The sequence below is a fragment of the Salinicola rhizosphaerae genome, assembly GCF_014652715.1.
Classification (GTDB): Bacteria; Pseudomonadota; Gammaproteobacteria; order Pseudomonadales; family Halomonadaceae; genus Salinicola; species Salinicola rhizosphaerae.
Genome location: NZ_BMZI01000006.1, coordinates 398,532 through 406,245 on the forward strand (window position 1 = coordinate 398,532; position 7,714 = coordinate 406,245).

Here is a 7,714-nt window from a genome sequence, read left to right on the forward strand (position 1 = left end):
CTCGCCCTTGTTGACCTTGCCGTTGTACAGATTCCACAGCTCCGGGCGCTGGTTCTTGGGGTCCCAGCGGTGGTGCTTGTCGCGGAAGGAGTAGACGCGCTCCTTGGCACGGGAGGCTTCCTCGTCGCGGCGGGCTCCGCCAAAGGCGGCATCGAAGCCGTACTTGTCGAGCGCCATCTTGAGCGACTGGGTCTTCATGATGTCGGTGTACTTGGCGCTGCCGTGATCGAACGGGTTGATGCCGGCGGCGCGGCCCTCCTCGTTGATGTGCTCGATCAGCTCCATTCCCACTTCCGCGGCCATGTTGTCGCGGAACTCGATCATCTCCTTGAACTTCCAGGTGGTGTTGACGTGCATCAGGGGAAACGGCGGCGGCCCGGGATAGAAGGCCTTGCGCGCCAGGTGCAGCATCACCGAGGAGTCCTTGCCGATCGAGTAGAGCATGACCGGGTTGCCGAACTCGGCGGCGACCTCGCGGATGATGTGGATGGATTCCGCCTCGAGCTGCTTGAGGTGGGTCTGGCGTTGCGCACTGGGATAGGCGTCGCCCAGATGAGTCTTGGGAGAGGAATCTGTCATGGTCACCGTCTCGCGACCGCCACAAGAGATCCGGTGGCGGATGATAAAAAGCGTTCGAAACGCTAACCGTAGCGAGACGGCATTAATAACGTCAAAGAATCAAAGATGATCCAAAAAGCGCTTTTGGTTATATGCCGATCTCAGAGATCGACTCTTTCCACCCAGGTGGTGAAATCATCGCCTTTCAAATCGATGACTCGAAAACCCGGCCGCGCCGCCTCGTCCACGGCAAACTCATGGCTGCGAGGCAGAAACTGATCGGAGGTGGACGGCGAGCCGTAGACGGGGAGCAGACTCGCTCCTTCCAACCGATCTGGCGCGTCATCCGACGCGACGTCGCCCAAGGTCTCTTCCGGCAGGCTCGTGGTCCGCGCGGCAAACGCCTGATGAACGTGCCCGAAAATCATGGCACGGACTTGAGGATAAGGCGCCAGCGTCTGCCACAGCGCATCTCGGTCCTCGAGCCCGATGGCGTCCATCCACACGGAACCGATCTCCACGGGCGGGTGGTGCAAGGCGATCAGCGTCGGCCGTTCATCGGCCTCAAGCTGTTCGGCGAGCCGCTGTAGCTGCGCTTTGCCCAGGCACCCGCCGGGCTGGCCGCTGACGCGGGAGTCGAGCAACAGCATGCGCCATTCGCCGAGGTCGAGCTCGTCATGAAAGGGATGTATCTCCTCCATCAGCTCCGGCTGGTCGTGATTACCGGGAATCCAGAACCACGGGCAGCCGAGCCGCGTGAACGCATCACTGGCGTAGCGGTAGGCGACCGGCGTTTCGTCCTCGGCGATATCGCCCGTGCACAGCAGAATATCGGGGCGTAGCTGCCTGGCTCGCCCAATGACGGTCTCGAGCTGGCGCAGTGGAAAGCCTTTGCGCGACCTGCCACGGGGGTCTGCCAGCAAGTGGCAGTCCGTGATCTGTACGATCCGCATCAAGGCGTTTCCGGCACGCCTGCGGCGTGGCCGTGCGCTAGACCGTGCTGGAGCCACTCGCCCAGAAAACGGTTGAGCTGGAGCTTTTCATCCGGCTGGTGCATCTGCGGATTGGGGTAGCGATAGCGGCCCTGGAAGTGGCGCTGACGCTGGAAATCGGTCACTTCGGCCATGTTGGCGTCGTGATAAAGATGAACGGTCATTCGGGGCGAGTCGATGAAGCCATCCAGCACCCCGGTCTGAGACACGCGCGCTATCGTGGTGTAGGGAGCCTGCTCCAGCACCTCCAGCCACAGCGTGCCGAAGCGCGCGCGCTCTCCGGCGAGCGGCACTTCTTTTACCTCCCCCGCGTCCATGTCCATGACCAGACGGCAAAGCCGGAGATAGTTGCTGCTGCATTCGGCCTGCAGCGATTTCAGATCGGTGACGTAAGCGGTCTTTACCATAGTGGTCTTACCATAGGGTTCCTCTGGCACTCCTACGGCGTCAGGAGAGGGTTTCTCCGCGCGCCTTGGCCCCAGCTCTCAGCGCGGCACGTTCACGCGCGAGCCAGTAAAAGCCGATCAGTGCCATGGCATTATCGAGTTGTCCCGTCATAAGTCGGTCCCAGGCATCCGGGAACGACATGACGTGAACCATGATGTCTTCGTGTTCTTCTTCCAGCCCGTGAACGCCACCGACGCCGCGGCTATCGACGAAACCACAAAATAGCGTCACCTGCTCCGTGCAGGCACCCGGGCTGGGATAGTAGCGGTGCAGCTCGACGAGTTCGCGGATCTCGCAGCCGGCCTCTTCCTGCGCCTCGCGCCTGGCGACCTCGGCTGCGGATTCGCCTGGCTCGACCAGCCCGGCCACCGGTTCCAACTTCCAGGGAGAGCGATCATCGTCGAGCGCGCCGGCGCGGACCTGTTCGACCAGCACAACCGCGTCGCGTTCAACGTCGTAGAGTAGTACGCCCACGGCGTCCCGGCGAACGTGGACCTCGCGATCGATCGGCTCGCTCCAGCTACCGTTGAAAAGGCGGTGGCGCAACCGGCGCCGCTCCAGATCGAAAAATCCCGAGTAGAGCTTGTCATCCTGCAGCCGCTCCACGTCTTCCGACGCGAACCGGTAGATAGCTTCGTCGCGACTGGTCACGCCAGACCTCCTCTCAAAGCCCTCATTATCGCGGCGTGACTTCGTGAATCCAAGCCGCGGCCCGCCTCGGTGACTTTTGGCCCTGTGGAACTTTCATTTTCGTAACTTTCCTGACTAGCCTTAAAATTTAACTCAAATCAATTAATTACTCTTGACGCAAACAATCGCTTCGATCAGCGGGACTTTTTATTGAATGGCTCACCAACAACCGCCATGCAGAGATAAAGACAACTACATGAGCTAATAAAAATTAATCACCAAAGCAAACTTAATGCACCCAATAATACGACTATACGAATATAAGTTATTGAATTTATTGCATATTACATAAATAAACATATAGTATAATATAGAAACATAGTTGGGCTGTTGCATTAAATCACAAACTCACCTATTCCTGAGAACGTATGAAAAAAGCCGCTACCCGTTATTAGATAACTATTCAATAACACGCTTTTTTCTCGACTATCGATCATCTTGGGGAGAGCGCCATGGCCATCTCGGCAAAAGTCAGCGAACGTAACCAGGACGTCACCGAAGCCCCGGCAAGAGCCGTTGCTTCCAACGGCACGATTACACTTCAGCAACCCTCCAACGTGCTGTTGAGCCTCTCCCCCGACGGTATTCAGGAACTGGTTCGCGACGGCAACGCGCTCGTGATCCACACCCAGGATGGCGAAGTCATCCGTATCGAGAATTTCTACGGCGACAACGAAACGACGACTAGTCAGCTTTATCTGGTGGATGACAATCAGGAACTCGTGCTGGCGGACCTCAGCCCTGCCGGTGGCGATGGCATCGTCGCCGCGGACTACATACCGCAGAACGAATTCGGCGTCTTCGAGCCAGTGGCTGCGGCAAGCGAAGATGGCGGTGGTATTACACCGCTCGGCTGGGCAGCCATCGGCGGCGGCGCGCTGGCCGCAGGCGCCCTCGCTGCCGGTGGCGGTGGCGGTGGCAGCGGAGATGACGACGACACCCCTGATGATGGAGGCGATACTCCGGATGATGGAGGCGACGTCACCCAGCCGGAACCTCCAACGGTCGACCCGTCGGACGGCACCCAGTTCACCGGCATCGGCCGACCGAACATCAACATCGTCATCCGCGATGACGATGGCAACGTCATCGGAGAAACCACTACCGACGACGATGGCAACTGGTCTTTCACCCCGGATGATCCCGTCGAACATGACACCGACATCGAAGTCGTCGTGGTCGATGAAAACGGCACCGAAAGCGACCCGGCGACGACGACAGTCGATGCGGTTGCGCCCGATACGCCGACAATCGATCCCTCCAATGGCGAAACGTTGACCGGTGACGCCGAGCCCGGCAGTACCATCATCATCACCGACGGTGACGGTAACTCGATTGGGGAGACCACCACCGACGACGACGGCAACTGGTCGTTCACGCCGGATGATCCACTGCCTGACGGCACCGAGATCGAAGTCGTCGCCCAGGACCCCGCCGGCAACACCAGCCAGCCAGCCACGGGCACCATCGATGCTAGTGCGGAAGCCCCGACCGCAGCCCTTGCCAACGACACCGGTGTGAATGGCAGCGACGGCATCACCACCGATGGCACCGTCAACGTCGGCAACCTCGAAGACGGCGCCACCTGGGAGTACTCCGTCGATGGCGGTCAAACCTGGACAGCAGGAAACGGCACAAGCTTTGAACTGCCGGAAGGCAATTACGCCGACGGCGACATCCAGGTGCGCCAAACCGATGCCGTCGGCAACGTGAGTGACGTGGCCAGCCTCGGACCGATTTCGATCGATCTGAGCGCGCCGGCCTCCCCCGAGATCGAAGAGAGCAACGGCACCGTGCTGATCGGCAGTGCCGAGGCGGGCAGCCTCATCACGCTGACCGACGACAACGGCGATGTCCTGGGGGAAGTCACGGCAGATGACAACGGCAACTGGTCATTCACGCCGGCCGATTCCATTGCCCCGGGAACCGAAATCAGCGCCGTGGCCACCGACGCCGCCGGCAATTCAAGCGACCCGGCCACCCGAACCATCGCCGCCAACATCAATGACACGACGCCGCCCACCCCGCCGACGATCGACGCAGTCACCGATGACATTGCCCCCCGAACCGGCGAGCTGACGAGCGGCGACAGCACCAACGATACGCGACCGACACTCTCCGGCTCCGCCGAGGCTCGCAGCATCGTCACGATTTACCTCGATGGCGATACGCTGGCCACGGTTGTCGCTGACGACGACGGCACCTGGTCCTACACCACGCCGGCCCTCGACGACGGCAGCTACAGCGTTACGGTGACGGCGACCGACAATGCCGGCAACGTCTCCGACGAGAGCGCACCGTTCACCTTTAACGTGGATACGCAGCCACCTGAAACGCCGGTGGTCAATTCGACCGACGGCGAAATTCTGACCGGCACTGCCGAGGTGGGCAGCACGGTCACGCTCTCCGACGAGAACGGCGACACCATTGCCACGGTCACCACTGACGTCAACGGCAACTGGTCATTCGCGCCCGACACGCCGCTGGATGACGGCACGACCTTTACGGCCATCGCGACGGATGCGGCGGGCAACGCCAGCCAGCCAGGAAGCGCCACTGTCGATGCCGACCTGGATACGCCCCTGCCACCGGCCGAGCCGGTCATCATCACCTCGATCGACGCTGCCGAGCCGGTCACGGGTAACGTCGATAACGGCGGCACGACCAACGACCCGAATCCAACGCTGCAAGGGACGGCCCAGGCTATCAACATGGTGCAGGTCTGGGCGGACGACGTGATGATCGGGGAAACCCAGGCCGACAACTTCGGCAACTGGAGTTTCCGCATCAATGCGCGACTGCTGGAAGGCACTACGACCTTCAGGGCGACCTCCACAGACCCCGAGGGCCAGGTATCGAATCCCAGTAACGCCTACGCCCTCAACGTCGATACCATCCCGCCGGATGCGCCAAGCGTGAGCGTAGCCGATGACGGCAGCGCCGTTACCGGCACCGCCGAACCGGGATCGACCGTGACGATCCGCGATGGTGACGGCAACCCCCTCGGCACCACCACCGCCGACCCGGATGACGGCAGCTACAGCGTCACTCTCGACCCGGCACTGACCAATGGCGAAGCGGTCTCCGCCACCGCGACCGATGCCGCGGGCAACGAAAGCGACCCGACCGGCGCCACCGCCCCGGATAACACCGCGCCGGATGCACCCTCGGCCACGGTCGCCGATGACGGCAGCGCCGTTACCGGCACCGCCGAACCGGGCTCGACCGTGACGATCCGCGATGGTGACGGCAACCCCCTCGGCACCACTACCGCCGACCCGGATGACGGCAGCTACAGCGTCACCCTCGACCCGGCACTGACCAACGGCGAAGCGGTCTCCGCCACCGCGACCGATGCCGCGGGCAACGAAAGCGACCCGACCGGCGCCACCGCCCCGGACACCACCGCGCCGGACGCCCCCAGCGCGACCGTCGCCGATGACGGTACGGCCGTTACCGGCACGGCCGAACCGGGCAGCACGGTGACGATTAGCGATGATGATGGCAACCCCCTCGGCACCACCACCGCCGACCCGGATGACGGCAGCTACAGCGTCACTCTCGACCCGGCATTGACCAACGGCGAAGCGGTCTCCGCCACCGCGACCGATGCCGCGGGCAACGAAAGCGACCCGACCGGCGCCACCGCCCCGGACACCACCGCGCCCGACGCCAATGACAACAGCGTTGCTATCAACGACGGCGGCGATGACTTGTTAAGTGCCGACGAAGCCGACAGCGTGACGCTTACCGGCAATATCGAAAGCGGTGCCAGCGTGACCGGCCTGACCATCACGAGCAGCGGCGGCGGTACCCCGGTCACCGTCGACACGGCCGATATCACCGTCGATGCCGATGGCAACGTGACGGTGGCAGCCCAGGATCTTTCCGGTCTCGCCGACGGCACGTTGACCGCGACGCTGTCGGTGACCGACGCCGCCGGCAATACCGGTACGGTTACCGATACCACCACGCTGGATGTTGCCGCTGATGTCGCACCGCTGGCCACCCTGACCAGTGACGACGCCGATGGCTTGATCAGTGCCGATGAGGCCGGTGCCAGCAGCTACACCGTCGCCGGGCTCGATCCGGATGCCACGGCAGTCGCTACTTTCACTGACATCAATGGCGGTACTGCGACGGCCAACGTCGCGGCCGACGGCTCCTTCACCGTCGACCTCTCCAACCTCGCCGATGGCGAGATCACCAGCTCGCTGGCGATCACCGATACCGCCGGCAACACCGCCACGGTCACCGGCGACAGCGTGACGCTGGATACCACCGCCCCGGCGTTGCCGACGATCGATGCGACCAACGGCGACACGGTCACCGGTACCGCCGAACCCGGCAGCACGGTGACGTTGACCGATGGTGACGGTAACCCTATCGCCGACAATATCGCGACCGATCCGGACACCGGGGCCTGGACTTACACGGCCGACCCGGCGCTGGCCGACGGCACCGAGATCAACGCCACGGCTACCGATGCGGCGGGTAATGAGAGCGATCCCGGTACGGCCATTGTCGATGCCGTTCCTCCGACTCAGGGAGACGGACTCAACGCTATCGCCATCAACGACGGCGGAGATGGCCTGTTGAGTGTCGATGAAGCCGACAGCGTAACGCTCACCGGCACTATCGAAAGCGGTGCCAGCGTGACTGGCCTGACCATCACGAGCAGCGGTGGCGGTACACCAGCCACCGTCGACCCGGCCGATATCACCGTCGATGCCGATGGCAACGTGACGGTGGCAGCCCAGGATCTTTCCGGTCTCGCCGACGGCACGTTGACCGCGACGCTTTCGGTGACCGATGCCGCCGGTAACACCGGTACGGTTACCGATACGTCAACGCTGGATGCCGCCGCGCCGGATACGCCCACGGCGACGCTCGCCACCGATACCGGTGCCGACAGCGCCGACGGCATTACCAGTGACGCCACCGTCAATGTCGGCGGCCTCGAAGATGGCGCGACCTGGGAGTACTCCACCGACGGCGGCACGACCTGGACCGCCGGAACCGGCACC

Annotated in this window: 5 protein-coding genes; 1 reads left to right on the plus strand and 4 read right to left on the minus strand. The window is 62.7% G+C overall.

The window, feature by feature from the left end; genetic code table 11:
- From cysD to IE125_RS15140, 4 genes are all read right to left on the minus strand, one after another.
- The coding region (gene cysD / locus IE125_RS15125) for a sulfate adenylyltransferase subunit CysD (protein WP_189445495.1) at positions 1-579 on the minus strand (579 nt) is incomplete at its 3' end.
- 140 nt (positions 580-719) lie between these two features.
- The gene (locus IE125_RS15130) at positions 720-1,511 is read right to left on the minus strand and encodes a metallophosphoesterase family protein (protein WP_189445496.1); all 792 of its coding nucleotides are present in this window, start codon (positions 1,509-1,511) and stop codon (positions 720-722) included.
- Positions 1,511-1,957: a DUF1249 domain-containing protein gene (locus IE125_RS15135; RefSeq protein ID WP_189445497.1), complete on the minus strand. Its 447-nt coding sequence runs from the start codon at positions 1,955-1,957 to the stop codon at positions 1,511-1,513. The genes IE125_RS15130 and IE125_RS15135 overlap by 1 nt, the downstream gene beginning before the upstream one ends.
- Positions 1,958-1,997: 40 nt before the next feature.
- Positions 1,998-2,648 carry an NUDIX domain-containing protein gene (locus tag IE125_RS15140; RefSeq protein ID WP_189445498.1) on the minus strand — a complete coding sequence of 217 codons (651 nt, stop codon included), beginning with the start codon at positions 2,646-2,648 and terminating at the stop codon, positions 1,998-2,000.
- A gap of 491 nt (positions 2,649-3,139) precedes the next feature.
- Between IE125_RS15140 and IE125_RS15145 the strand changes: the two genes are divergently transcribed.
- Positions 3,140-7,714 (plus strand): Ig-like domain-containing protein (locus IE125_RS15145; protein ID WP_189445499.1); only part of this gene is annotated, 4,575 nt, incomplete at its 3' end.